Origin of the sequence: Psychrobacter sp. 1U1 (assembly GCF_051847535.1) — a bacterium.
Classification (GTDB): Bacteria; Pseudomonadota; Gammaproteobacteria; order Pseudomonadales; family Moraxellaceae; genus Psychrobacter; species Psychrobacter saeujeotis.
The window spans coordinates 34,952-59,751 of sequence record NZ_JBPYDD010000009.1; the positions used below are offsets into that span (position 1 = coordinate 34,952).

A 24,800-nucleotide genomic window follows, 5' to 3' on the forward strand; every position below is an offset into this window, starting at 1 on the left:
CAATATTACAGAACCTCACTCTCAGCTTTATAGATTCATTAATATAAGCTGGTTTTTTTAGCTAAGCATAAACCTTTGCGTAAGCAAAATGCTTGGTTAAAAATACTAGACTGTGGCGATTCATAAGACATTGAGATTCAGGTACTAAAGACTAACTCTAGACATTTTAAGTAGGGATGCACTATGAAATATATCAGTACCCGTGGTCAGACAGCGCCGATGGATTTTAGTGATGTGCTATTGATGGGACTGGCACCAGACGGTGGCTTGATGTTGCCTGAGCACTATCCAAATATTGATAATGCGACGCTTGATGAATGGCGCACGCTTAGCTATCCAGAGTTAGCGTTAGCTATCATGCAGCGCTTTGCTACCGATATTCCTTATGCTGATCTAAAAGATATTGTAGAGCGTACTTATACGACTGAGGTATTTGGCAGTACAGAGATTACGCCAGTACGTAAGCTTGAGGATAATCTCTATACTTTAGGATTGTCCAACGGTCCAACGCTAGCGTTCAAAGATGTGGCAATGCAGTTTTTGGGCAATGCTTTTGAGTATGTACTTAAGCAAAAAGACGCACGCATTACCATCATTGGTGCAACCAGCGGAGACACGGGTAGTGCGGCAGAATATGCACTGCGTGGTAAAGAAAATATCGAAGTCTTTATGCTGTCACCACATGGCAAGATGAGTGAATTTCAACGCGCGCAAATGTATAGCTTAACGGATGATAATATTCATAATATCGCTATCGACGGTATGTTTGATGATTGCCAAGATATTGTTAAAGCATTACAACAAGATGCAGAATTTAAAGCCGCCTATAACTTAGGCACGGTCAACTCCATCAATTGGGGTCGCATCTTGGCGCAGATTGTCTACTATTTTAAAGCTTACTTTGCAGTGACGAATAGCAATGATGAACAAGTCAGCTTTAGTATTCCTTCGGGGAACTTTGGTAATGTTTGCGCAGGTCATATTGCTCGTGAAATGGGACTACCCATAGGGCGTTTAATCGTCGCGACTAATGAAAACGATGTGCTCAATGACTTCTTTAATCAAGGCGCTTACCAGCCACGTGCGACTGACAAAACTTATGTGACCTCAAGCCCTTCTATGGATATCTCAAAAGCTTCTAACTTTGAGCGCTTTGTTTATCTATTACTAGAAAAAGACAGTGCGCGCGTTCATGAGTTATTTGAAGGTGTAAAATCAGGACAAGGTTTTGATTTATCTGATGTGCTAGAAGCCGTTAATACCCGTTATGGCTTTGCTGCGGGCAAGTCTACTCACGCCGACCGTTTACAAACGATCAAATCTTTATATGAAAAACATGGTGAATTGGTTGACCCACATACTGCTGATGGTATCAAAGTCGCCAAAGAGCTTCAGCAAGAGGGTGAGGTTATTATTTGCGCAGAGACCGCGTTGCCAGTCAAATTTGCCGATACTATCATTGAAGCTGTTGGTCAAATAGACATTGAGCGTCCTGCTCACACCGAAGGATTAGAAGAATTGCCGCAACATGTTATCGTTTTGGACAACAAAGCAGAGTTGGTCGCTAAACAGATTCGTCAACATGTAACGGCTGATTTGTCGTAGTTTTACCTTGTAGACATAAGCTTAAATATTTTGTTTCACGTGAAACTTTATATATATATATTAATATAAGCCTTACTATCCACATATCGGATAGTGAGGCTTTTTTGTACTTAGCTTACCGATATAGTTAACCCTGATTATTGAAGTATTTTAGGACTGAACAGACTGTTGTGTGACTTAAATTTTTGTAAATAGATGTCTGGTTATATGCTATTGTGTATATAATTGTAATTTTAACTGTCTCGTTACTTAATAAGCAATTCTAATAACTTGTTGGTTTCAATCTTGCAAGGATAAGTAATAAAACAAAATTCTATTTACGCTGTACTTTAAAATTTGTGGATACAATCATGAAAATGAGTCTAAACTCTATAGCAAAAGCGCTGATTGCTACTGCTTTTAGTGGTGCAATGCTGATGAATACTGCTCACGCTAATAACCCACCGCCAACTATCAAAGCCGATGCACCCAACCGCTATATCGTCAAAAAAGGCGATACATTGTGGGACATATCAGGTCGTTATCTAGATAGCCCATGGCGTTGGAAAGAGATTTGGGCCACCAATAAACAAATTAAAAACCCTAACCTAATCTATCCCAACGATGTGCTTATCTTATGTGTGATTCAAGGTAAGACGCTAATCGGTGTTGATACAGGTGAGGGCTGCGCAGGTATTGAAAGACAAGTAACAGGCAATGTAGTGGCTAATACCGTTGCAGTCACTTCGGTTGCCAATAGTATTCCGGCGATTCCACGTGCGGCGATCCAGCACTGGTTGGACAAGACAATTATCGTTAATCCAAAAGACTTTAATACCACCCCTTATGTATTAGCGTCCAAAAATCGTAACCTGATTACCGCTAGTGGCGATAAGATTTATACCAAAGGAATACCACTTATCATTGGCCAACGCTATGGGGTGTATCGTGAAGGTGAGATGTATGTCGAACCTAGAACCCAAGAGGTCATTGGCCTTGAAGTGACGCAAGTAGCCACTGGCTTGGTAACGAGTGTTGAAGAGAACGGTGTGAGCAGTCTGCAATTGACTGACTCTTATGGCAAAGAAGTACGAGAAGGCGACCGCGTGTTTGTCGAATTAGACGACTCTATTCCGCCAGTATTCTATCCTGCGCCTGCCACGGTAAACCGCGGCGGATTGATCGTTCGAGTGATGGATTCAATCAGCTCTGCGGCGAAGGGTAGTGTGGTTGCAATCAACTTGGGTAGTAACCAAGGGGCTAAACCTGGTGATGTATTGACGGTCTATCGAAAAGGCCCTTTAGTACGCGATACCATGGACAATGACACACCCGTACGCTTGCCAAGCGAGCCTGCTGGTATGGCGATGGTATTTAATACTTTTGATGATATTAGCTATGCTTATATTTTAAGCTCAGAGCTACCCCTGAATGTGGGCGATCAACTGTTGCCACCGCCTTATCTATAGACATTTATACCATTATCTAAGAGTAAGCAGTCATGATGGAACATTCGCCTTCTTTATCAACTGAACAGCGTGCAACCTTGGCACTGTGGTATGAGGTGAATGCGTCATTATCTGCTTATCATAAACTTATTACGTTTTTTAGCGATGCGCAGCTTGCTTGGCAAGCGACGGTAGAAGCATGGCGACAGTTGGGTATTCATCATACTCATCTCAAACGTCATGAGCAGCCAGATCAAACGCTCGCCAATATTGATAAAATTCAGCAGGCGTTGCTAGAAAAACGCTATAGTCTCTTATTCGCTGATCAGCCCGATTACCCCTCCCAGCTTTTACAGATATATGATCCACCACCATTGCTGTTTTATCGAGGTAATAGTGCACGTTTGCATCAAGCTCAAATCGCTATCGTCGGTAGTCGTAAGCCAACAGCACATGCGCAAAAGATTACTTTTGACATTGCACAGTACTTAGCGCAAACAGGTTACGTCGTGACAAGCGGGCTTGCAATGGGTGTAGATAAGCGGGCACATCTAGGTGCACTGTCCCAAACAGACGTTGAACTTCAAGGCCGTACAATTGGTGTTATGGGTACAGGGATTGATGTGCATTATCCCAATCATCATGACAAATTGTTCGCACAAATTATCGAGCAAGGTGGTTGTATTGTCAGTGAGTTACTGCCGCATACGCAGCCGCACAAACATACTTTTCCACGCCGCAACCGACTAGTCGCTGGACTGAGTTTGGCGACGATTGTGACCGAAGCTACCATTCAAAGTGGCTCCTTGATTACCGCGCGCCTAACCTCTGAGCAAGGCAAGCAAGTCTTTGCGATTCCAAGTCATATTGATAATAGTAATGCAGAAGGCTGTCATCATCTGATACGTGAAGGCGCAACGTTGATTTACCATCCTAAACAGGTCATAGAGGATGTCAATAGTCAGCTAGATTATGGTAGTCGCTCGCACAAAAGAGCCGCGAGAACCACATCAAATATCAGCCCCATTTTTCATTCGTCAGATCTAAACAGCCGCCTCGCTACCGCTACTCATCACTTGTCATCATCTACTCTTAAGTCTTCTGGTAACGCTATAAACGTCGCTGAACATTTACTAACGGTTTATGATCAACTTGACTGGCATGGACAGGATTTAGATGCATTGTTAGTAACCACCAAGATAGCCCCACCGCAGCTAATCGGCCAGTTGATGGAGCTTGAATTATTAGGGGTTATCAGTGTGCAAGGCGGGCGCTACTTACGCGTCTAAAACTATGTTTTAGTTACCTTAAAGTTCTTCTTTATTCCAATTATTGAGTATTTAAACCAAGAACAATTTTGGTAATTTCAAACTCTGCTATCCTAGTCTTTCTTTGTCATATGTTATTATGAGTGCTTAACCTCCTATCTCTTTGAAGCACTCAAGTCATGAAACAATCCGCGCCCTTTACTACTAATTCTGTCATTCAAGCTGCTGACTGGCTTAAAGAAGGAAAGCTACTTGCTTATCCAACAGAAAGCGTTTGGGGTATCGGCTGTGATCCATTTAACCAAATGGCAGTGCAGCAATTATTAGCTATGAAACAGCGGCCAATACACAAAGGGATGATTGTCGTCACTGACGATGTTCACCGTATAGCGCCATTGTTAGATGACCTAAACGACAGTCAACGTCAGACGGTCCTTGAGAGTTGGCGTATGCACCCAGAAGCTATCTTAAAGCAGGCTCATACTTGGTTATTACCCTTATCAAAACAGATTACTGTACCTATTCCGTCATGGATTACTGGAGAACACGATAGTGTGGCCGTACGTATTATCGCGCACCCTCTAGTCCAACAGCTATGCACGCAGATGGTTTCACCAGACAATCCTTACGGCTTTATCGTGTCGACAAGCTGTAACCCTTCAGGAAAACCTCCAGCCCTGACGTTAACTCAAGCACAAGCCTATTTTCTTAACGACAATGAACACAGTAATCTGGACCAACAAGTGCATTATCTAACAGGAGATACACTAGGTTATAAGTTGCCAAGCCAGATCGGAGATGCCTTAACAGGGAAAATAATCAGATAGTATATGAATAAAATACTGATGTTTTTTCAGCATTTTTCTACCAGTCAACTACCTATGACTTAATTACCTAAATTAAGTCTGTCTTATCCTATGCTTCTTTCTATGCGGCTGCCAAGTTACATATTCTAAATCTGTACTTAAGTAGTTACTTCTACAATTATCCTATTGTTTTTGTAGCTTATTTTTTGCCACACTAATCATATTGCTAAAAATAATTAGGGAGTAGGACATGAATATTTTGATCAGTGGTGGCTCAGGATTCTTAGGTAGTGCATTTAGTCGTGAGCTGATGACACGTTACCGCATACAAAATAAAGAGCTGCAGATTACTTGGCTTACCCGCGATAGCAGCCAAGCACACCCTGACGATATTGCTATGATGACTTATGATGAGCTTGCAAGGACTGATAAAAGCTTTGATGTGATTCTTAATTTAGCAGGTGCTGGAATAGCAGACTCGCGCTGGAGCGATACCCGTAAAGAGCAGCTAATGGCGAGCCGTGTGAAGCCTACCGAGTCACTACTTGCGTTCATTGCACGTAGCAGCGCCAAACCTAAACTGCTAGTTAGTGGTTCAGCGATTGGCTGGTATGGCACGCAAGGCGATAAACCATTGACTGAAAGCAGTGGTTTTGAGACGGATTTTGCTCATAAATTGTGTGATGATTGGGAGCAATTAGCACTCAAAGCGACTGAACATGGCGTACCGGTGGCTATTGTGCGCACTGGTGTGGTGATTCATCCTGATGGCGGTATGCTGGGTAAGCTTTTAACACCTTTTAAAATGGGCGTCGGTGGACAATTAGGTGATGGCAAGCAAATAATGAGCTGGGTTAGTCGTGAAGACTGGGTGGGGGCTGCGATATTTATTATTGAAAAGTCTCTTGCTGATCCTGCGAACACTCAAATGATAAATAATAACTCGCTAAAAACCACAAATGATACGCCAGCGCTGGTGTATAACCTTACTGCGCCTAACCCTGTAACCAATCATACTTTTACTAAGGCGCTTGGATCATGGTTAGATCGTCCAACATTTTTTACGTTACCGGAGTTTTTACTAAAGCTGATGTTCGGTGAGATGTCGACACTACTCATTGATGGGCAAAAGGTATTGCCACAAGCATTGCAGGACGCAGGTTATGAGTTTAAACAGCCAACGTTCAAGCAGGCGTTAGAAGAGCAGAATTAATAGAACTTTGAAAGTTATAGAAAATGGTATGGTTTCATGTGAAACGCAGGTAATTCAAAAAGTTATTGAGTTATGTCTGTCAAAAATGACTAAAATAACTGACTAAATTGGACGTTTGAACACTATAGAGATATAAAAATCATGAAACCTCAATGAAATAAAATATCTGTATTCAGCGCGTAAGAAACTTGGCGTAAGATAGCTGCATCTTTATTTGATCAGATATTATTATGTGGTTTTTCTTTATTGTCGTTACCCAAATATTGGCGTCAACGACTAGTATCATTTTATGGTGGCTTATCAAGCCAAGACGTTCGATTACAAAAAAAGCAATTATATCATCCGTTTTCATTATTAATAATGTGGCGCTCATTTATGGGCTTAGTGAGTTTTGGCGTGAGCGTTTTCATGTCTATTTAGTCGTCAGTATTTTACAAGGCTTTATGATCTATGCGGCGATAATTACCTCAGCTATTGCTCTGATATATTATAAGTTATTAAGAGGTCAGCGCCGACCTAAGCTCATACGTAGCTTCGGCATCATGACATATATTGGTATCGTAAGTTTAGCGGTGTTTAATGCTTACTCGCCAGTGGTACATCAGTTAACGGTTACGACAACCAAACCATTAGATGAGCCGATAGATATTGCCTTAGTATCCGATACGCATTTAGGCAGATGGTTTGGCAATCGACAGATAGATAGGTTGGTCAATCTCATCGATGCTCAAGATGCCGACATGGTGGTGCTGGCAGGTGACGTGATGAATGATACTACCGTCTACTATGACAAAACCAACATGCATGAACATTTATCAAAACTACGCGCACCGCTTGGCGTATACGCGGTTTTAGGCAACCATGATTATTTAGGGTACGAAGAAGCAATCGCTGAAGCGGTAACCAATGCAGGTATCACCGTACTTGATAATGAGAGTGTGCTGCTTAATGACACGGTGTGGTTAGTCGGACGCTCGGATGATATGGATTCTACGCGTTTATCAGCCTCTGAATTACTGTCGAAGGTCGATACCGATAAGCTAACGGTGTTTTTGGAGCATCGCCCTACAGCGCTAGAAGAGATCAGCGATACACCTGTAGATTTGCATTTATCGGGGCATACGCATGGCGGGCAGATATTCCCGTTAACGCTATTAAAGCAGTGGTTTCAACCACTGGTACACGGCACCAAAAATATAAAGGATACGCAGTTTTTGGTATCTTCAGGCTATGGATTTGGTCCTGTACCATTTAGGTTGGGAACACGGTCTGAGATATGGATGATCAGGTTACAATCTGCCCTATAAACTGTTTAAGTAAATGACATAATGCCCATACTAAAAGCCTCTACTATATACAAGCATAGTAGGGGTTTTTTATACGCTACCAAACTTCCGCTTAAACTTTCTTTGTCTGGTCTAAATCTCTTTAAATACCAAAACTACTCCGGAATTACTCATGCGCTACGCATTTTTTATCACTATTTTTGTACTGTTGCAGCTTTTTAGTTTAGGAGCTGCATTAAGCTTACAGTGGTGGTTACAGCCTTTGATAAATCCTGCGCTACAAATTTCCATATGGATTGCTATATTTATCATTACCAATAGTTTGCTGCTACTGAGTGTAAAAAGGGTGTTTGCCAATAGCTATCGCTGGGTGAGTGGTTGGATGTTATTCATGCACTTTATGGTATTAACCGCGCTGCTGACCAGCCTGTTATACGGAGGGTATTGGTTAATAGTAACCTTTACTGACTACCGTGCTCTTAATCCTTCGGTAGTGGCAACAGGGTTGCGAGTACTTGCTCTGCTTATCTTTATTGGTCTATTTATTTATGCTTTATATAGCGCCTACATACCTGTTGTGCGTAAAAAAACGATTCATATTAATAAACCGATGGTAGAGCAACTGCGTATTGCGGTGGCCAGTGATCTACATATTGGTCGACTGTTTGGTAGTGGTGCGATAGATAGGCTACATCGCCTTGTCGTCCAGTCTGAAGCGGATATATTGCTGATGCCAGGCGATATTATGGATGACAATACCGACGCATTTATTGCCTACGATATGCAGGCGAACTTAACTGAACTATGTGCCAGCCTACCTTACGGGGTTTATGCGACGTTAGGCAACCATGACTTATACGGGTACGAGCAGCCCATTAGTCACTCACTGCGTAGTGCTGGCGTGCAATTATTGAACGATGAGGTTCATTGCCTAACGCATCAAGGGCAACCGATTTGGTTGGTTGGCCGTTTTGATAATCATAAACGTGCGCGCGTAGCGACGACAGAATTACTGGCGCAAGTAAATATAGATGAGCCCATTATATTACTAGACCATCGCCCTAGCGATATCGTTGAACATAGCCAGCTACCGATTGATTTACAAGTGTCAGGACATACTCATAATGGTCAAGTATTTCCCGCTAATTTTATCGTCAATGCGATTAACCGTCTAGGTTATGGTTATGAAGCGATTGGTCATGGACACTTTGTGGTGTCCTCCGGTTATGGCTTTTGGGGTATTCCATTCCGCTTGGGTTCGCGCTCAGAGATTTGGTTAATCGCTCTTAGTGGTAAGTAGTTGGCGGACAAAGCTGGCAAACTTGTCAATAATATTAGCTGCCTCATGACCAACACCCTTATGAATACTCATTAAATGAATAAAACCGTGCGGCGCGCCTAGCACAGTGTAGGTCTTAGTCGCGATGCGACTATCTTGTAATTGGTCAGCGTAAACGAGAGCCTCATCACGTAAGATATCTAGCTCAGCCGCCACAATATAGCTTGGACAAATGTGCGCATTATGACCATACATGGGTGAAGTAAGCGGATGTGAGCCTGTCAAAGTACTATGTTGCATGTAGGCGGTGTCAAACACTTCGACATCGTTGTAATCAAGTAGCAAGTCTTTACCATATAATGCCCAGCTAGGGTAAGTTGCCTCAATATCGGTGACAGGATAAAGAGGTAGCTGGGCAAGTGGACTAGGCAAGTCTTGCAACTTACTAATGATATCTTCTGCATCTAATCCTAGATTGAGCCATTGCGTAGCGTCTGGCGCAGTGATCTGCTGGGCGACCAAGATGGCCAAGCAACCGCCAGCACTATCCCCTGATAATACGATACGCGATGGCAATGCATCCAAAGTATGGCAGTGCTCAGCTAACCATTCATAAGCAGCTAGACAGTCTCTAAGAGCGGTTGGGGCAACATACTCTGGCGCCAATCGATAGTCGACACTGACCACAGACCAGCCTGTTCGTCTGCAAACTGTATGACAAAACTCATGATGAGTATCAATATCGCCAATACAAAACCCGCCACCATGAAAGAACAACATAACTGTTTTGTCGATGTTCGTTTCATCATTACCTTGCTTATGCTGTTGGTAGCAACGCACCGTCATATCATCGCCGTCAGCGTTCGCTATTATGTCATCTTGCCAGCGCACCACTGCACCAGTTTTTGCCTTACCTTGTGTACGAGTTTTCGCGTTGTTTTTTGCGTTGATTTCTGCATTATCTTTAATCAGCGACTTTGATTGGTTATCGAACTGTTGCCAGACGTCTGGCGCTTGCATAGCGACTGCATCGGCTGCAAATTTGTGACGCAGTGTCGGCAAACTATCCAAGCTTAACGGACGTTTAAGCTTATTGTTTAACGCTATAATCAGGCGCATGTGAGTATCAGTATGTGGATATTTCTGAATATCTGCACCATTAACAAGTGCATTTAACTTATCAAGTAAGGGCGTTGGTAGATAGCCAAGACTTTTTAGCATGTGGTGTAAGGCATGCTTTTGATAGCGTGCTGGTAAATGGAGAGTATCGCTAGAGTGGCGATGGTTTAGACGACTAAATGACAGATGACTGTTATTTAGTAAGCCGCCTTTTGGCGCCTCACTGTTTGCTCGATTGCGCAGCACTTTTATAATAGTAGCAATGTTATTCACCAGTACATTGACAGATGGCGTTGGTAAAACAGGCATAGTATTCCTTAGCGAATTTAGTAAAAAGAAAAACAACTTATAGCAGGTAGCTTGGTTGTAGTTAACAAACCTATGATGTCACGCACCTGTTTGCTGCTGGTTTTTAACGTCCTTTACGCGAGTCTTTATCTATGAAAACTCATTATTTCATCAAAAGCCAAAAATTCATCTCATTTAGGCTTGAAATTTATGCTTAGGGTCTTTATCAAGCAGCTATCAGAATACAATTGTATTGAACGTTTATTTATAAGAAATCTAGATTTTACGGTTTTATTTTATATTAAGTTTAAGCACCATTACTAAAATCATAAGGAGCTATTATGACTGAACAAGCACCCAATCATGAGTTTGATACCAATGATCCAAAGGCGGCTCAGAGTAATATTGAGCGTGAAGAAAGCCTTTTAGAGGAAACCATGAACGAATTTGATCCAGAAAACAACTCAGGCGCAGAAAGTACGGTTAAAAACGATATTGATATCGATGCTTTTCATGCACGTATTGCTGAGCTTGAAGGCGAGGTAAAACAAGCCAAAGAAGGAACGGCTCGTGCCAATGCTGAAGCTTACAATGCGCAAAAGCGTATGGAGCAAGAAACTGATAAAAGTAAAAAATTCGCCCTACAAAAATTTGCCAAAGATCTACTAGAGATCGTCGATAATTTAGAGCGCGCTATCGAGAGCGCTACTGATAACGACCCAGTGACTGAAGGTGTGCAGTTGACTCATAAAGCGCTACTTGCGGTCCTTAATAGACATGGCGTAGAGGTGGTCGATCCACAAGGCGAAAAGTTCAATGCAGACTTTCATGAGGCAGTCGGTATAGATGCTGACGCTGAAGCGGACACCGTTGGTACAGTATTGCAAAAAGGCTATAGCTTGAATGGCCGTTTATTACGTCCAGCTATGGTACGTGTTGGTCAATAAGTAAAGTGAGAATGAGAGTAAGCCTTATTAGAAGTAAGGATATTCACAAAACTTCACACAAAACCAAGTTAATGTACTGTCATTGACTTGAAAAAACACAAACACAAACCGATATAAAGCAACAAGTGACCACTTAAGGTCTGATACTCAAGCTTAGTGGCTTATATTAATAACTTGGTCTATTACTAAAACCAGTAATATCGTCCAGTTATTTAAAAGACTAGCGTGGGTAAGCAACAATCTTATAAACAGTAATTTAGAATAAATTTGGAGTAATTAATTATGGGTAAAGTAATTGGTATTGATTTAGGTACAACTAACTCATGTGTAGCCGTAATGGAAGGCGATTCGGTCAAAATTATCGAGAACGCTGAGGGTACACGTACAACGCCATCTATCGTCGCTTATAAAGATGACGAAACGCTTGTTGGTCAATCAGCCAAGCGTCAGGCAGTGACCAATCCAAGCAACACTTTGTTTGCAATCAAGCGTTTGATTGGTCGTCGTTTCGATGACAAAGTGGTGCAAAAAGACATCGGTATGGTGCCATACAAAATCGCTAAAGCTGACAATGGCGATGCTTGGGTTGAAGTGAATGGTAAAAAACTAGCGCCGCCACAGGTTTCTGCTGAAATCTTGAAAAAAATGAAAAAAACCGCTGAAGACTACTTGGGTGAGAGCGTGAGTGAGGCGGTTATTACTGTACCAGCATACTTTAACGACTCACAGCGCCAAGCGACCAAAGATGCGGGTAAAATCGCTGGTCTTGATGTTAAGCGTATTATCAACGAGCCAACCGCTGCTGCACTTGCTTATGGTATGGATAAAAAACAAGGCGATAGCACCGTTGCTGTTTATGACTTGGGCGGTGGTACCTTTGACGTATCAATCATCGAAATCGCTGATGTCGATGGCGAGCAGCAGTTTGAAGTACTAGCAACCAATGGTGATACATTCCTTGGTGGTGAAGACTTTGACTCAGCATTGATCGAATACCTAGTCGCTGAATTCAAAAAAGAGCAAGACGTGAACCTAAAAGGTGATTCTCTTGCAATGCAGCGTCTAAAAGAAGCAGCAGAGAAAGCAAAAATTGAGCTATCAAGCGCGCAAAGCACTGAAGTAAACTTACCATACATTACTGCTGATAGCAGTGGTCCTAAGCATTTGGTAGTGACCATCAGTCGCTCAAAACTTGAAAGCCTAACTGAAGAGCTGGTTCAGCGTACCATGGGTCCTTGTAAGATTTCTCTTGAAGATGCCGGTATCAAAATTGGCGATATCGACGATGTAATCTTAGTCGGTGGTCAGACACGTATGCCACTAGTACAGAAAAAAGTACAAGAGTTCTTTGGTCAAGAGCCACGTAAAGATGTTAACCCTGACGAAGCGGTAGCTGCAGGTGCTGCTATTCAAGGTGCCGTATTGTCTGGCGACAAAACTGACGTCCTATTACTTGATGTGACACCATTGACACTTGGTATCGAAACGATGGGCGGTGTGATGACGCCAATCATTGAGAAGAACACGATGATTCCGACTAAGAAATCACAAGTATTCTCAACAGCTGAAGACAATCAGCCAGCAGTAACGATTCAGGTCTATCAAGGTGAGCGTAAAATCGCTAATCAAAACAAACAGCTTGGCCGTTTTGATTTAACAGACATTCCACCAGCACCACGTGGTTTGCCGCAAATCGAAGTTACCTTTGATATCAACGCCGACGGTATCATGAATATCTCAGCGACTGATAAAGGTACTGGTAAAGCACAAAGTATTCAGATCAAAGCGGATTCTGGTTTGTCTGATGAAGAAGTCGAACAAATGGTACAAGACGCAGAAGCAAATGCTGCTGAAGACGAGAAGTTTGCCAACTTGGCACAAGTACGTAATGAAGCTGATGGTCGTATCCATGCGGTTCAAAAAGCATTGAAAGAAGCAGAAGATAAAGTCACTGACGAAGAAAAATCATCAGTAGAAGCGGCTATCTCTGAGCTTGAAACGGCGACCAAAGAAGATGATCATGATGACATCAAAGCCAAGCTTGAAGCGTTAGACAATGCTTTCTTGCCAATCAGCCAAAAGATCTACGGTGAGGCTGGCGCAGGTGCAGAAGGTATGGACCCAGGTCAGTTCCAGCAAGAAACTGAATCAGCGGATGCAAGCCAAGCCAATGATGATGTAGTCGATGCTGAGTTTACTGAAGTAGACGAAGACAAAAAATAATACCAAACCCAAAAACGCGATTAGCCGTCAAACTCGCTTAGTCTACTCAATGTAGTACTTATGCTCGTTATCTTTGCTATTCAAGTTTTTGAAAATGGTAGAATCGATACAAATTGATAAATCGTTAAATGAAAAAACGCATCCTTCGGGGTGCGTTTTTTTATGACCATGATTTTAGTGTTACTACTGTATATTATAAGGTTATGGTCTAAAAGCACTCACGATCAGTACTTCATAAGTCAAGCTGACACAAGGCTGGCCCTCTTCATCTGTTGCCGAAAAATGCTGCCAATAGTCTCGCTCAAATTGTTGCAAACGCGCTTTTGTCCACTTAAAAGGTTGAGCGTTGACTGATTGCGTTTGGTTGGTCGACACTCCTGTCAGTTTCATGTGTTTTAATACTGCATAAGGGGTTGTAAACAGTAGATCAAAACGCTGAGTTGATAGTACGACTCTCTCAAAGCCAGCATGAGTTAATGCTAGCTGCCACTCGCTCGTTTCTGGATAGTGAAGCCCTTGGTTGGTGAGCGTCTTGATTTGCAAAAAGTTATTGGCGGTAAAAGTGCTAAACAGCAACTGGCCGCCAACTTTTAATCGAGGTGCCGATTGCATGACAAAGCTCAATGGATTATCGAACCATTGCACCGCATTGGCACTAATTATCAAGCTATGAGCTCCTTCAAAATCTAAGGTTTCGGCATCGCCAATAGCAATCTGAGCGGTGGGTAGGATTGATTGCAAGGTCGCTGTCTGCTCAGAACATAACTCGTTGATTAGCCAATGCTGGCTTTGAATGTAGGCAGCTAGTAGGCGTGTCATTTGGCCAGTACCTGCCCCAACCTCTAATACACTGTCTTGCTTATCATGAGCAATATTAGCTAGTAAAGCTCGGCATGCTTGCTGCTGAATATGAGCATGCTGGTCATAGTCATATGCGTTGCCAAAATGGCGAGCGATGGTTTGTTTTCTGCTGCTAAAACGAGAAGGCGTGGCAAGTATTTCCATATGGCTTAGTACATCCAATTCAGTCAATTGTTGCTTGATATAGTCAATCTTATAAAAATCAGCTACGGTTTGAGCATACTTTTACTGGCCTCTCTTGTCATCAAATTATTTTGAACCAGCTGGAGTAGAGGCTCTGTCAAACATCAGTTCTCAGTATCTTCTCAATCATAATTGTTGTATTAGCCGCTCACAGTCTTCACTTGTCAGTTTGGCATTCATAACCAGACGAATACGAGCGGTGTTGGCAGGAACCGTAGGCGGTCTGATAGGCAGCGCATAAAATCCTGTTGCTTGTAACTGCTGTGCTTTGGCAATCGTGCGCGCGTTGTCCCCTAATAGGTAAGGCACAATAGGTGACTCATAGGTTACATTTTGACGGATAGGCGTTGTTTGCTGTGACTGATTGATGGCTTTGCTAATTTTTGTAGATAACTTGGCTAAGTGGTTGCGTTGGTCATTAAGTGTTGGCATTTTTGCTAAAATAAAGCGTGTCCATGCATGGTTGATTGGGGGTAGGGCGGTGCTAAATATTAGAGGACGCATATGGTTGATCAGCCATTGTTTGACAATATCATCACACATAATATAAGCCCCAACTGAGGCAAAGGCTTTGCCAAAGGTACCAACCAAGTAATCAATGTCTGCTAATGTTTTCGTCTCTTCTGCTAGCCCTAAGCCCGTCTCACCTAACACACCGATAGCGTGCGCCTCATCGACATATAGCTCAATGCGTGCATCTTTAGCCTTTAGTTGTACCAACTGAGGCAAATCCGCACGGTCACCATCCATACTAAAAACGCTTTCAGTAACGATAATGATGCGCTCAACATCAGACCCTGCTTGTTCAATGAATTTGGCTAAATGTTCATAATCATTATGGCGGTAGCGGCGATAGCCGACAAGTTTGTTTTGGCTTAAACGTAGACCGTCAATGATGCTCGCGTGTACCAGTTTGTCTGCCAACACAAGCGTGTTGACGGGTAGAGTGGTCAATGCTGGCAAGATCCCAATATTGGCATGATAACCACTGTTCAATACCAATACAGACCTTGGTATGGGCATATCTTGGCGACACACGGCAGTGTGATACCACGCTTGCATTTCAGACTCCAATGCTTGCAACTGGGTATCATTTCCTGTGAGTAACCGTGACGAAGTCGCACTCATCTTAGGCAGTTGTACTGTTGATAGTGCTTCTAATTGTCTAAAAAATTCAGCTTGCATCTCACCATCACTGCCCAACCCAAGATAGTCATTACTGGCGATATTAAGCAGCGTATGACCATTGTGTATAACGTAGCGTCCCCGATGCTCTAGGTTTGGCAGATGTCGATATTGCTGTTGAGACTTCAGATGCGTTAGTGTGTCACGCAATTGCTCTATGATAGAACTTGTCATATACGGTTGTTCCTTTGCTCTGCCTCTGATTTTCTGACTTTTTTATTCAAGTAATGAGTAAGAATTATTGCACAAAAACGTTAGTTGTAACAAAAAATTTCATATAACGGGGTTTGTAACCCAGATGATGACAAACACTTTCAAATCTTAACTCTCGTACCGTTAAACACTGACAGAGTGTAAGAAATAGTTTGTTACTATATCTTCATCGTTAGCAAACAAGGCGATATGGCTATAACAGCCAACACTAATAACTAACTTGTTTGTCAATTTTGTTCGAAGGAGATAATAATGAAAGCCTTACAAAAAACATTACTTGCACTAGCAGCTGGTTCTTTATTAAGCGTAAGTGCACAAGCTGCCGTGTCGTATGGCAATGGTTATACTGGTCAACCGTATGTCGGTGTAAAAGTTGGTCAATTTGATCTAGACGTCAATGGTGCTGATGATCCTACCGCATATGGTGTCTACGGTGGTTACAACTTTGATCCTAACTTTGGTATTGAAGCTGAGTATGTAGGTTCAGATGACGCTGATTATAGAAACGGCGACATTGATGCCAAAACCTATGGCGCTTATGGTACTTACCGCTATGCTTTCCCAAATACTGCCTTATATGCCAAAGGTAAAGTAGGTATCGCTAAAACAGAAGTAGAAGGCGATTATACAACTGCAGGAGTACGTCGTTCTTTCTCAGATGATGACACCAGTCTTGCAGGTGGCGTAGGTCTAGGCTATGCAATCAACCAAGATTTTAACGTTGAAGCTGAATATGCCGTCACTGGTAGTGATGCTGACCTTATGACAGTAGGCGCACATTTAAAGTTCTAATGCATGTTTAAGTTACTACTATAAAAATAAAAAACGATCACTTTATGTGGTCGTTTTTTTTGGCTATAACTTTTATCATAAAATTATGTTTGGTACACTATCTATAATCATAACTAATGGTATCATATTGATTTTTAAGAGATTATTTATCATCAAAGTGTGCTACATTAAAAGTCAGAACTGCAAAGGAGGATACGCTGATGATTGAGACTATTTGGATGATTGAACCTTGGCACTGGCTGGTATTGGGCTTTTTGTTGATGATTGCCGAGATATTTATTCCCACCTTTGCAAGCCTTTGGTTTGGGGCTGCTGCCGTTATCGTTGCTGCCTTATCATGGCTGCTACCTGTCCCATTAATATTACAAGTTATCATCTGGTTAGCGTTATCAGTATTGTTCATGTTTGCATGGGTTAAGTATATTAAGCCATTGTCAGTAGACCGTACCAAAGCCGGATTAGGCGGCGGGGTTATCATCGGTGAAACTGGTATGATTATAGTCAAACCGCAAGCAGGAAAGTTAGGTGTGGTACGATTTAATGTACCGATTGTAGGGGCAGATGAATGGGCGTGCCGAGTCAATGATGATTCTGTTGAAGTGGGTGATCGGGTTGTGGTGACAGATATAAGCGGTAATGAGCTGATTGTTGCACCAACTAGGCGCATAGAAGCTCAAGCGGTCAATCGCCCCAACATCGCTCCTACTGTTGAGAGTCCTTCTGTTGCAGCCAAAGCAAAGGTTGGTAGGCTAAACCTTAATAAACCCGGTCTTGATAGAGATCGCTTGAAAAAAAAGTTTATGGATAAATAATTTATCGGACGGTTTGATTATTCACATTTAATTAGTAGCATAGAATGCTATCTCCTTTTTATCATAGTCATTATTTGTCATACCATACGATACACTAGCGTTGTAAATATTAAATAAAAAGGACATTGCTGCTCCATTTATAGCAATGGTTCAAGGAGAGTGTTATGAACAGTATCATAAACAGTATGAATGGTCTTAGTATTGTGATGGTTGTATTAATTGCCCTAGTCATTTTTACCGTTTTCAAAAGCGTGTGTATCGTACCGCAGGGGTACAAGTGGGTGGTGCAGCGTTTGGGTAAGTACCAGCAAACGCTAGAGCCTGGCTTTAGTCTCATTATCCCCTTTGTGGATAGAATTGCTTATAAGGTCACGACTAAAGACATTGTGCTTGATATTCCCTCACAAGAAGTGATTACTCGCGATAACGTGGTCATCATCGCAAACGCGGTGGCCTATATCAATATCATGCGCCCAGACAAGGCGGTCTACGGTATCGAAGATTATGAGCATGGTATCCGTAATTTGGTACAGACTTCCTTACGTTCGATCATCGGTGAGATGGATTTAGACAATGCGTTATCTAGTCGTGATGAGATCAAAGCACTACTCAAGCAAGCGATCTCAGAAGACATTGCCGACTGGGGTATTACCCTAAAGACAGTTGAGATCCAAGACATCAATCCTTCCTCGACCATGCAAGCATCGATGGAAGAGCAAGCAGCGGCAGAGCGTCTACGCCGTGCAACAGTGACCCGTGCTGATGGTCAAAAGCAAGCAGCTATCCTAGAAGCCGACGGCCGCCTAGAAGCGTCACGCCGTGATGCTGAAGCGCAAGTCGTGCTTGCTAAAGGTTCAGAGGAATCTATTCGTCTTATCACCGCTGCTATGGGTGATGAAGAGATGCCCATTGTCTACTTACTTGGTGAGCAATATATCAAGTCGATTCGTCAGCTGGCTGAATCTGACAACTCAAAAATGGTGGTATTGCCAGCAGATATCTTAAGTACCGTAAAAGGTATGGTTGGTGATAAGTTAAAAGTGTAACAGACGATAGCCGACTATAAACGTACATAAAAAAGACCTCGAGTGAGGTCTTTTTTATAACTGATAACTGGCTCTATGTTTCATGAGCCTAGATGACTTTAGAGAAGCGATCTTTATGTTTTGTCTCAAGATATTCATCAAATACCATGGCTACGTTACGTCCTAACAAGCGACCTTTTGGTAATACACGAATGCCAGCGGCGTCCATATCAACAAGCCTATCTTTTTGCATCTCACCCAATTGTTGAATTTCCTCAATAAAGTAAGTAATAGCATCGATGCCAAATTTCTGATTGACGTCTTTAAAGTCGATATAATCGTGACAGAGTAAATTCATAATCACATATTCACGCAAGCGATCTTTGATAGAAGTCTTGATGACTTTTACCGCTGGCATGATAGCAGGGTTGATCTGCGCCGCCTCGATACTGGCTTGATAGGCTTGTAGATCGGTATCGTTTTGTAGGATGTAGCGGGTATTGGCATTGGCAATTTGACTGATGGATGAGACACCAAAGCCTAGCAAGTCACAGTCGCCCATGATGGTGTAACCTTGGAAGTTACGATGCAGCTTGCCTTCGCGCTGTGCGACAGCCAACTCGTCATCAGGCTTGGCAAAGTGGTCGATACCGATATATTGATAGCCCGCCTCAGTCAGTGTATTGATGGTATTGCCAAGCATAGTGAGCTTAGCCGCTGGATCTGGCAGGTCTTCGTCTTTAATTTGACGCTGAGCTTTAAAGCGCTCTGGCAGGTGCGCATAGTTAAATACCGACAGACGATCTGGTGACATCTCGATGATACGGCGTACCGTTGTGTCCAAGGTAGCAGGCGTTTGATGCGGCAGACCATAAATTAGATCAATATTAATAGAGTGAAAACCCAATTCACGCGCTTCAGTGAGTACGTTTTCAATCAATTCTGCTGAATGCACACGATTGACCGCGATTTGTACGGTCTCGTCTAAATCTTGTACGCCTAAGCTGACTCGGTTAAAACCAAGGCTGCGCAATACTTTTAAGGTCTCGCCACTCAACTCACGTGGGTCAATCTCGATAGAGTAGTCGCCTTCATCTTCAGGTAAAAACTCAAACTGGGTCTGCAAAAACTCCCACAATTGTACCATCTCTTTGTCACTTAGGAAGGTTGGCGTACCACCGCCTAAATGTAGTTGCTTAACCAGTGGTTTATCACTACCATCTGGCACAGCCAATAAGCGACGTTTATGTTTAATCTCTTTGATGAGGTATTGTAGATAATCACCTGAGTCGCTATTTTTTTTGGTGATAATTTTATTACAGGCGCAGTAGTAGCAAAGATGACGACAAAATGGAATATGAAAATATAGGGATAATGGAGCACGAGCTTCACGGTTTTGCAAAATTTTTGTTTCAAGACCCTCTGGCATCGGTGAGAACTCTAACGCGGTCGGGTAAGAAGTATAGCGTGGCCCTGAGCGATTGTATTTATTGATCATCGCTTCATCGAATGCTGGTAGCTGTTTGCTGGTAATGCTGCCGCGCGTACTGGCGTACGGATTATCTGGCTGCATGACAGGGCGTACTGTAGTCGGCTGCTCGTTAGCATGATTATAAGGCTGCTGGATATTTTGTTTTGAATGATCCGTCATGCGACACTCCTCGTTTTGACTATAGTATGGTTAACTGTTGTAGAGTTAACCGCTAACGACGCAAACATCGATTAGTAATTTATTTTAGTAGCACGTTTTGTACTCATTTTATCCAAAACGACGATAGATAAAAGGATTGTTTATCGCGTTATTTACAGATAAGTGGACAGTCGCTAGTATAACAAATCCTTACTCGCAGTGGGGAGCTTAATGGATTTTTTAGTATGTTAAATATTGCTTATTTTTTTTGATAAAAAAACCCTAGAATTCATCTAAGGTCTTTTTTATTCGGTTAAATTTGGGTGATATTTATTCTCTTAATTGAATCGCATTACCTACGGCCTGATTGTTGATCTCAGTTTTGCTAAAAGGCATGCGTATCCAGTCCTTAGCAGAGTAACGACGCGTTTGATCACGATGATAAGGTCGCGTCGTATCTGAAGCTTGTGAATAACCTAATAGCGCCTCTACAACGGGACCTTTACTATCAAAGGTTACCGCTTGCATATAAGTGGGGCCGTGGGTGATTGGCCCATATGTGCCATCGTCGTTTTGACTTGAGCTTGCGACATTGAAGATGCCTTCGCCTCCGAAGCCACCATGCATTGAGATTTTCTCACCGTTTGTGCCTTCATCAATGACGAACTGTAAATCGGCAAGCGTGGCATCAAGTGCAATATTTTTACTATTGTAATAGTTGATAGCGTCGCCTAGAGCAGTACGCGTTTTGTCATTGATGATTAAATCACGAGGGGTATTGATAGGATCATTTTTATCAAATGGAGTGTTAAATCCTGCATAACTATTAAACCCAAAGTTGGTCCAGAATTTTCTGAAAACATGAGCGCCTTGGCTATCAAGGTTATTACGACGATCCCAGTTACTCAAGATAGTACAAGCTTGAGTAGCATCGATGGTACCACCACCAGTTAGAGGCAAGGTCGGAGCAGCTTGACAATCGTCTAAAACATCATCCAGTACCAATTCAGCACCATAACTGCGATTGCCGTAGACAACTTCTTGCATATTATCAAGATTGAAAGTAGTGCCGCCTAGACCATCCGTATTATCCAATCGATCGAATATTTGAGTAAAGGCCATACGAGTACGTGGAGACAATGGCGAGGCATCTTCAGAGAGAGGTAATAACTCACGTCTCAATAACGGTGAAAATCCTGTTAGGGGCTTATCTGCATTACTCAGCCAATAAGAATCGTTTGAGTTAAGCACATAGTCATCACGAATTAAGAACGGTAAATTTGAGCCGCCAAAGATACCTGCTTGCGGTGAATCTGCATCATTACCCCATTCACAAGCGGCAGTACTACCATTGAGCGCAGGTAAGTTTGATGCTATTAAAGCGCCAAGAGCGGGACCAGCATTAGCACTACAGGTTGCTAGTTTTTCTGCGGTCACATTAGGCACGGTTGAGATATCTGCATACAGTGCTTTACCGTAACGGTCGGTTGCGATGGTATTAACAAACCCCAGGCCTAGAATGTTTTGCATTCTATCTTTTAAGTCCTCAACGCTAGTTGCCATATTCATACTACGCCACTGATTGAGCGCGCGGGGATTTTCAGAAGCTGCATCGCGAATAGTATAGGCGACGTTGCTTGCGTCCCCCCAACCAGGCAGTTGACCGTTTAGCGCTTTGGCATTCAACATAGGTCCATAGTGAGACACATATAACGATTCAACGCGTTCCCCGCCATCTGGCAACTTAACGGTTACCTCAACTTCTTCGATATCACGCTGCTCAAGCATACCGTCGCTATTTAGATAGTTATACTTCATCGGGTCACCGTTTACCAAGCTTAGCTGATAAAGGGTAAAGCGTTTGGCGGTAGAAACCGTGTGACTCCATGCCACATCCTTGTTAAAACCGATATTGATAAAGGGCTGACCTTGTTGGGCCGCCCCCATCACATCCAGCTTACCTGGCATAGTCAGATGAAACTCATAGAAGCGCTGAACACCGCTCCATGGTTCATGCGGGTTACCATAAAGAATACCCTTGTCGGTACCAGTCACATCGCTACCAAAGGCATAAGCATTACTACCGCCATTTAAGACGTTGATCGTTGTCATATCGAATTCAGGCACGGATTCGGCTACTGGGTTTGTCGCAGCGCTGCTCATTCTTGAGCTGCCCATCACTACATTTTGCGCTGGCGGTGCAGCTGCTGCGATAGCACCGACAAAATTAGAGAGTCCACCGCGCAGGTTGGCTTTGCCATAAACTGTCAATAAATCATCGGTAGTGATTTCTCGGACCCATTCAGCATTGGCACAAGCGGGGTCGATATTGGCAGCTCCTGTATCGCGTAAGTACCTGCTATATCCTGCCGCATAACCTGTTACCGCATCGATAGTTTCAGGATCTTGAGCCGCTAGGAATTCAGCACGTCGCTCAGGAGAGTTGTACCACGTATAAAATACATCGTTGGCTAAGTTGCCTTGATCACCTAGGTACCGCATACTCTCACCGCTAGCGACCACCAGTTCATGTGCTAGGGAGCAGAGGTTGTCCTCGGCAAAAGCATAGCCTACCCCGTAGCCGAGACTTTTATAATCATTAGCAGTGATATGAGGTATACCGAACTCGGTACGCTGAATGTCTACGGAGTAAGTTGGTTGAGAAATCGTAAAGTCGTCATCGTCGTCGCCAAAACACCCAGACAGCCCAAAAGAAACTGCGACTGTGAGTAGCGCGAGCCTAGGCACACGCTTATTAAGCATATCAATGCTCATAAGCTTATCCATCCATGGTTAGTTGGTGTGTATAAAGCCGTTAAAAACAATAATTATCGAGCTTTATATGATCAATAAAATCCTTTTATTGCCAATGCTCTTTAATACTGATGGCCATCCTGTACCAATCAGCCAACGCTAAATATAAGAGCATTTACTCATCATATAACAACATCGGTCATCTACACCAGTGATAAAACACGACATTTGCGCGTTGGTTAATAATACTTTATGATTAATGGCTCTCTATATTAGGAAACGCCGATGTCGTTTGCTCAAGTTTATACCCGTTCGGTCGTGGGCCTACATGCTCCCAAAGTCATCATTGAAGTACATTTGTCCCAAGGCCTGCCAGCATTGACCATTGTAGGTTTGCCAGAAGCTGCTGTACGCGAGAGTAAAGATAGAGTGCGCTCAGCCATTCTTAATTCAGGATTTCAATTTCCCAATCGCCGTTTGACTATTAACTTAGCCCCAGCAGACCTGCCTAAAGAAGGTGCTAGGCTAGATTTGCCGATTGCTATCGGTATCTTGGCAGCCAGCGATCAGATTGATCCAGAGTCACTGTCAGGGTTTGAGTTTATCGGTGAGTTGGCACTGAATGGTGAGCTTCGGCAGGTGACAGGCAGCTTAGCAGTCGCACGCGCGATAAAAGCGGAAGCGTTGGCTTTAAAATCGTCAAAAGTATCGAAGTCGTCAAAAAATAGTGAGCCACCACTGAATGAGCAACACCAAAAACCACAAACCGCAGCGTTAATCGTACCGATTGATAATGGCGCTGAAGCTAGCCGTGTCGATGGCGTTACGATATTGGCCGCCCAAAACTTAAAGGCTGTCTGTAATCATCTGCAATCGCTAACAGACCCCAGTGCTACAGATACGCATTTAGAGGTGGTCCAGTCTAAACCAACACAGCAGCATACAGGTTATAAAGTAGATTTGGCAGATGTCAAAGGTCAGCATCATGCTAGGCGCGCGCTAGAGATTGCCGCAGCGGGTGGTCACTCGCTGTTATTTACAGGGCCGCCTGGCTCAGGCAAAACATTGATGGCATCACGGCTGCCGACTATCATGCCGGATCTAAGTGATGAGGATGCGTTAGAAGTGGCGAGCACCTATTCTGTTGCAGATAGCGACTACGATTATGGCACACGGCCATTTAGACAAGTGCATCACACCATATCAGCGGTGGCCTTGGTCGGTGGTGGCTCACGCCCCAAACCTGGTGAGATTACGCTTGCCAATAAAGGTGTGTTATTCCTTGACGAATTACCAGAATTTGATCGTACGGTGTTAGAAGTATTGCGTCAGCCGCTAGAAGCCAAGCAAATCACCATCAGCCGTGCCAACTCGCAGATGACCTTTCCAGCAAACTTTCAATTGGTGGCGGCGATGAATCCTTGCCCGTGCGGCTACGATGGTGACGGAACAGGCCGCTGTCGTTGTCGACCTGAACAGATTAAGCGTTACCAAGACAAGTTATCAGGACCGCTACTAGATAGGATCGATCTACATATTACCGTGCCAGCATTACCGATAGCAGACCTGCAAAATGCCCAAGCTGGCGAAGGCTCCGAACAGGTACGCACGCGAGTAGCCGCCGCGCATAAACATCAGTTAAAGCGTCAACAGAAAGTAAATAACGAGCTGAGCCCTAGCGAGATTGATAAGTATATTCAGTTGGGCGAGGGCGAGCAGCAATTACTACAGCTCGCTCAGCAACGCTTAAATTTATCTGCCCGTGGTTATCATAGAGTGTTGCGAGTGGCGCGTACCATCGCTGATCTTGCCGATAGTATCGATATTACCAGCGCCCACGTGTCTGAGGCGCTGAGTTATCGTAGTAAGTAGTTTATTATTGAA

The 24,800-nt window shown here is 43.2% G+C and carries 17 protein-coding genes and 1 pseudogene; 13 read left to right on the forward strand and 5 right to left on the reverse strand.

From position 1 onward, the window contains the following. Positions 1-183: 183 nt before the first annotated feature. From thrC to ACS8FB_RS12680, 7 genes are all read left to right on the forward strand, one after another. The gene (gene thrC / locus ACS8FB_RS12650) at positions 184-1,605 is read left to right on the forward strand and encodes a threonine synthase (RefSeq protein ID WP_439263388.1); all 1,422 of its coding nucleotides are present in this window, start codon (positions 184-186) and stop codon (positions 1,603-1,605) included. A gap of 350 nt (positions 1,606-1,955) precedes the next feature. Continuing rightward, a complete protein-coding gene (locus ACS8FB_RS12655) occupies positions 1,956-3,053 on the forward strand; it encodes a LysM peptidoglycan-binding domain-containing protein (RefSeq protein ID WP_439263389.1) in 1,098 nt (365 codons plus the stop codon). A 32-nt stretch (positions 3,054-3,085) separates the two neighbouring features. Then, a complete protein-coding gene (gene dprA, locus ACS8FB_RS12660) occupies positions 3,086-4,321 on the forward strand; it encodes a DNA-processing protein DprA (RefSeq protein ID WP_439263391.1) in 1,236 nt (411 codons plus the stop codon). 158 nt (positions 4,322-4,479) lie between these two features. Then, a complete protein-coding gene (locus tag ACS8FB_RS12665) occupies positions 4,480-5,127 on the forward strand; it encodes an L-threonylcarbamoyladenylate synthase (protein WP_439263393.1) in 648 nt (215 codons plus the stop codon). Positions 5,128-5,356: 229 nt separating this feature from the next. Next, positions 5,357-6,319, forward strand: a complete 963-nt coding sequence (locus ACS8FB_RS12670; protein ID WP_439263395.1) for a TIGR01777 family oxidoreductase — start codon at positions 5,357-5,359, stop codon at positions 6,317-6,319. Between the two features lie 230 nt (positions 6,320-6,549). Continuing rightward, positions 6,550-7,626: a metallophosphoesterase gene (locus tag ACS8FB_RS12675; protein ID WP_439263397.1), complete on the forward strand. Its 1,077-nt coding sequence runs from the start codon at positions 6,550-6,552 to the stop codon at positions 7,624-7,626. A 151-nt stretch (positions 7,627-7,777) separates the two neighbouring features. Next, positions 7,778-8,905 (forward strand): metallophosphoesterase, encoded by a 1,128-nt coding sequence (locus tag ACS8FB_RS12680; RefSeq protein WP_439263399.1) that lies wholly within the window; start codon positions 7,778-7,780, stop codon positions 8,903-8,905. Here the strand turns inward: ACS8FB_RS12680 and ACS8FB_RS12685 are convergent. Next, the gene (locus ACS8FB_RS12685) at positions 8,882-10,312 is read right to left on the reverse strand and encodes an alpha/beta hydrolase (protein ID WP_439263401.1); all 1,431 of its coding nucleotides are present in this window, start codon (positions 10,310-10,312) and stop codon (positions 8,882-8,884) included. The genes ACS8FB_RS12680 and ACS8FB_RS12685 overlap by 24 nt on opposite strands. Positions 10,313-10,632: 320 nt before the next feature. Here ACS8FB_RS12685 and grpE point away from each other — a divergent pair, with 320 nt between their 5' ends. Beyond that, complete coding sequence (gene grpE, locus ACS8FB_RS12690; RefSeq protein ID WP_439263403.1) at positions 10,633-11,238, forward strand: nucleotide exchange factor GrpE; 606 nt, start codon at positions 10,633-10,635, stop codon at positions 11,236-11,238. 282 nt (positions 11,239-11,520) lie between these two features. Beyond that, entirely contained in the window at positions 11,521-13,461 is a 1,941-nt protein-coding gene (dnaK, locus tag ACS8FB_RS12695; protein WP_345832216.1) for a molecular chaperone DnaK, read from the forward strand. A gap of 201 nt (positions 13,462-13,662) precedes the next feature. Here dnaK and ACS8FB_RS12700 read toward each other — a convergent pair whose 3' ends face one another. Further along, positions 13,663-14,466: a methyltransferase domain-containing protein gene (locus ACS8FB_RS12700; protein ID WP_439263405.1), complete on the reverse strand. Its 804-nt coding sequence runs from the start codon at positions 14,464-14,466 to the stop codon at positions 13,663-13,665. A 165-nt stretch (positions 14,467-14,631) separates the two neighbouring features. Then, complete coding sequence (locus tag ACS8FB_RS12705) at positions 14,632-15,864, reverse strand: aminotransferase class I/II-fold pyridoxal phosphate-dependent enzyme (RefSeq protein ID WP_439263406.1); 1,233 nt, start codon at positions 15,862-15,864, stop codon at positions 14,632-14,634. 291 nt (positions 15,865-16,155) lie between these two features. Here ACS8FB_RS12705 and ACS8FB_RS12710 point away from each other — a divergent pair, with 291 nt between their 5' ends. The 3 genes and pseudogenes from ACS8FB_RS12710 (at position 16,156) to ACS8FB_RS12720 (ending at position 18,553) form a co-directional block, all read left to right on the forward strand. Further along, on the forward strand, positions 16,156-16,695 hold the full coding sequence (locus ACS8FB_RS12710) for a porin family protein (protein WP_299218895.1): 540 nt from the start codon (positions 16,156-16,158) through the stop codon (positions 16,693-16,695). 200 nt (positions 16,696-16,895) lie between these two features. Beyond that, positions 16,896-17,351, forward strand: a pseudogene (locus tag ACS8FB_RS12715) (NfeD family protein); the annotation flags it as partial. A 341-nt stretch (positions 17,352-17,692) separates the two neighbouring features. Further along, positions 17,693-18,553 carry an SPFH domain-containing protein gene (locus tag ACS8FB_RS12720; protein WP_058369799.1) on the forward strand — a complete coding sequence of 287 codons (861 nt, stop codon included), beginning with the start codon at positions 17,693-17,695 and terminating at the stop codon, positions 18,551-18,553. 88 nt (positions 18,554-18,641) lie between these two features. Here the strand turns inward: ACS8FB_RS12720 and hemN are convergent, their stop codons facing one another. Further along, positions 18,642-20,105, reverse strand: a complete 1,464-nt coding sequence (gene hemN / locus ACS8FB_RS12725; RefSeq protein ID WP_439263462.1) for an oxygen-independent coproporphyrinogen III oxidase — start codon at positions 20,103-20,105, stop codon at positions 18,642-18,644. Positions 20,106-20,492: 387 nt separating this feature from the next. Beyond that, positions 20,493-22,937 (reverse strand): penicillin acylase family protein, encoded by a 2,445-nt coding sequence (locus ACS8FB_RS12730; RefSeq protein ID WP_439263409.1) that lies wholly within the window; start codon positions 22,935-22,937, stop codon positions 20,493-20,495. 264 nt (positions 22,938-23,201) lie between these two features. Here ACS8FB_RS12730 and ACS8FB_RS12735 point away from each other — a divergent pair, with 264 nt between their 5' ends. Then, positions 23,202-24,788 carry a YifB family Mg chelatase-like AAA ATPase gene (locus ACS8FB_RS12735; RefSeq protein ID WP_439263411.1) on the forward strand — a complete coding sequence of 529 codons (1,587 nt, stop codon included), beginning with the start codon at positions 23,202-23,204 and terminating at the stop codon, positions 24,786-24,788. The last annotated feature ends 12 nt before the right edge of the window (positions 24,789-24,800 follow it).

What these genes read in the sequence shown, in the direction of transcription:
- thrC (WP_439263388.1), top strand. Translation starts at nt 184, where the DNA reads ATGAAATATATCAGTACCCGTGGTCAGACAGCGCCGATGGATTTTAGT.
- ACS8FB_RS12655 (WP_439263389.1), top strand. Translation starts at nt 1,956, where the DNA reads ATGAAAATGAGTCTAAACTCTATAGCAAAAGCGCTGATTGCTACTGCT.
- dprA (WP_439263391.1), top strand. Translation starts at nt 3,086, where the DNA reads ATGATGGAACATTCGCCTTCTTTATCAACTGAACAGCGTGCAACCTTG.
- ACS8FB_RS12665 (WP_439263393.1), top strand. Translation starts at nt 4,480, where the DNA reads ATGAAACAATCCGCGCCCTTTACTACTAATTCTGTCATTCAAGCTGCT.
- ACS8FB_RS12670 (WP_439263395.1), top strand. Translation starts at nt 5,357, where the DNA reads ATGAATATTTTGATCAGTGGTGGCTCAGGATTCTTAGGTAGTGCATTT.
- ACS8FB_RS12675 (WP_439263397.1), top strand. Translation starts at nt 6,550, where the DNA reads ATGTGGTTTTTCTTTATTGTCGTTACCCAAATATTGGCGTCAACGACT.
- ACS8FB_RS12680 (WP_439263399.1), top strand. Translation starts at nt 7,778, where the DNA reads ATGCGCTACGCATTTTTTATCACTATTTTTGTACTGTTGCAGCTTTTT.
- ACS8FB_RS12685 (WP_439263401.1), bottom strand. Translation starts at nt 10,312, where the DNA reads ATGCCTGTTTTACCAACGCCATCTGTCAATGTACTGGTGAATAACATT.
- grpE (WP_439263403.1), top strand. Translation starts at nt 10,633, where the DNA reads ATGACTGAACAAGCACCCAATCATGAGTTTGATACCAATGATCCAAAG.
- dnaK (WP_345832216.1), top strand. Translation starts at nt 11,521, where the DNA reads ATGGGTAAAGTAATTGGTATTGATTTAGGTACAACTAACTCATGTGTA.
- ACS8FB_RS12700 (WP_439263405.1), bottom strand. Translation starts at nt 14,466, where the DNA reads ATGGAAATACTTGCCACGCCTTCTCGTTTTAGCAGCAGAAAACAAACC.
- ACS8FB_RS12705 (WP_439263406.1), bottom strand. Translation starts at nt 15,864, where the DNA reads ATGACAAGTTCTATCATAGAGCAATTGCGTGACACACTAACGCATCTG.
- ACS8FB_RS12710 (WP_299218895.1), top strand. Translation starts at nt 16,156, where the DNA reads ATGAAAGCCTTACAAAAAACATTACTTGCACTAGCAGCTGGTTCTTTA.
- ACS8FB_RS12720 (WP_058369799.1), top strand. Translation starts at nt 17,693, where the DNA reads ATGAATGGTCTTAGTATTGTGATGGTTGTATTAATTGCCCTAGTCATT.
- hemN (WP_439263462.1), bottom strand. Translation starts at nt 20,105, where the DNA reads ATGCAGCCAGATAATCCGTACGCCAGTACGCGCGGCAGCATTACCAGC.
- ACS8FB_RS12730 (WP_439263409.1), bottom strand. Translation starts at nt 22,937, where the DNA reads ATGAGCATTGATATGCTTAATAAGCGTGTGCCTAGGCTCGCGCTACTC.
- ACS8FB_RS12735 (WP_439263411.1), top strand. Translation starts at nt 23,202, where the DNA reads ATGTCGTTTGCTCAAGTTTATACCCGTTCGGTCGTGGGCCTACATGCT.